This window comes from Anabaena sp. UHCC 0204, assembly GCF_009711975.1.
GTDB lineage: Bacteria > Cyanobacteriota > Cyanobacteriia > Cyanobacteriales > Nostocaceae > Dolichospermum.
In genome coordinates this window covers 10,039-11,455 of sequence record NZ_VIKW01000063.1, presented here as the reverse complement: position 1 = coordinate 11,455, position 1,417 = coordinate 10,039, and the positions used below count along the sequence as shown (strand labels likewise).

The following is a 1,417-nucleotide window of genomic DNA, read 5'->3' as shown; positions in this document are numbered from 1 at the left end:
TAGTATTGCCGCATTTTTGTCGGAAGTTGTGAATGATTTGGGACGGGAGCAATTTCCAACTTTTGTAAAACAGCTTAGAACCTTTATACAAGGAAGTGTTGATTTTTCTGAAAATGATATTGCAGCAGACAAAATTTCCATAGCAATTAACGGTACTAGTATTGATCCACAAGCGCAGGAGCATCGTTTACGGCAGTTACATGATGCTTTTTTTCATGATTTAGAAAAATTTGAGCATCAAATAGTAATTACACTTGATACTTACCAAATGGCTAGTAAATCATTACAGGATTGGATTGAAAGCACATGGTTAAGAACTGTTGAACGACGTTTAAAAAATGTTGTAATAGTTATTGCTGGGCAGATAATTCCTAATATAAATAATTCAGTTTGGGGTCATGAATGTGAACATTTTAAACTGACTCCAATTGATGATTTAAAGGCATGGTGCGAGTTTTGTTCAGATTTACCTGATCATGCGATTAAACCGATCTTAATTGGGCTTAAAGGTCATCCTAAAAGTGTTCATGAAATGTTATTAGCAGTGATAAACAGTGGTCAGTATTGAAGAGATACTAAAACGAGTTCAGCAAGCCGAGACAGAGACAGAACGGCAATGGATTTTGCTGGAATTACAAATGAGTCAGATGTCTGATGAATTAGTATCCATACTCTGGGCAGCGGCAATTCCCCATTTTTTTGATGCTAATATTTTGGCGGCATTAAGACCAGAGTTAGCAGAACAAGCGGAGAAATTGTATGAAAATTTAACAGCGTTAACCTTTGTTGAAAAATTTCCCAAACAGGGATACAACATCCATGAACTAACGCGAAATGTGTTATTAAATCAACTTTGGCAGCAGGATAAAGATGAATTTCTGAGTCTATCCCAACGAGCTGCTGATTATTTTTTTGCTGAAAAAATGTCATCAGAAGAAGATGTGGAATTTTGTTATCACGAGATTCTCAATGAAGGCAAGGCTCAGACTGGAAGATTATTGGATAGAGGTATTAATTGGTGGACTTATCATCAAATTGAGCGGATGCAAGCTGCGGTTCAAAGCTTTTTAGAATATGAAATAGCTGGCAGATTAGATACCTTTGGAAAAGGATTTTCCCTCCATTTACAGGGACTGATCGAAATGCGTTCTGGGCATTCTGTAAAAGCCGAGTCATTTTTGAGTCGTGCGGAAACTCTTTACCAAGAGATAAACCTGAAAAACCCGCGTTATATTACGACCTTGTTACGAGATATTGGTAATCTTAAGAAAGATCAGGGTGATTATGCCAGTGCAGTTGATTTTTATAAAAAAGCGCTCTCAATTAGTGAAGAGCAATTAGGAGAAAATCATCCTGATACTGCTGTTAGTCTCAATAATTTAGCGGGACTTTATCAAATTAAAGGACGATATGAGGA

The 1,417-nt window shown here is 36.8% G+C and carries 2 protein-coding genes; both read left to right on the top strand.

The genetic code is table 11. The features are described 5' to 3' along the window. Window positions 1–568 (top strand): hypothetical protein (locus FJR04_RS24085; RefSeq protein WP_168499628.1); only part of this gene is annotated, 568 nt, incomplete at its 5' end. Beyond that, on the top strand, window positions 555–1,417 hold an 863-nt coding region (locus tag FJR04_RS26740; protein ID WP_217359517.1), incomplete at its 3' end, for a tetratricopeptide repeat protein. The genes FJR04_RS24085 and FJR04_RS26740, both read left to right, overlap by 14 nt.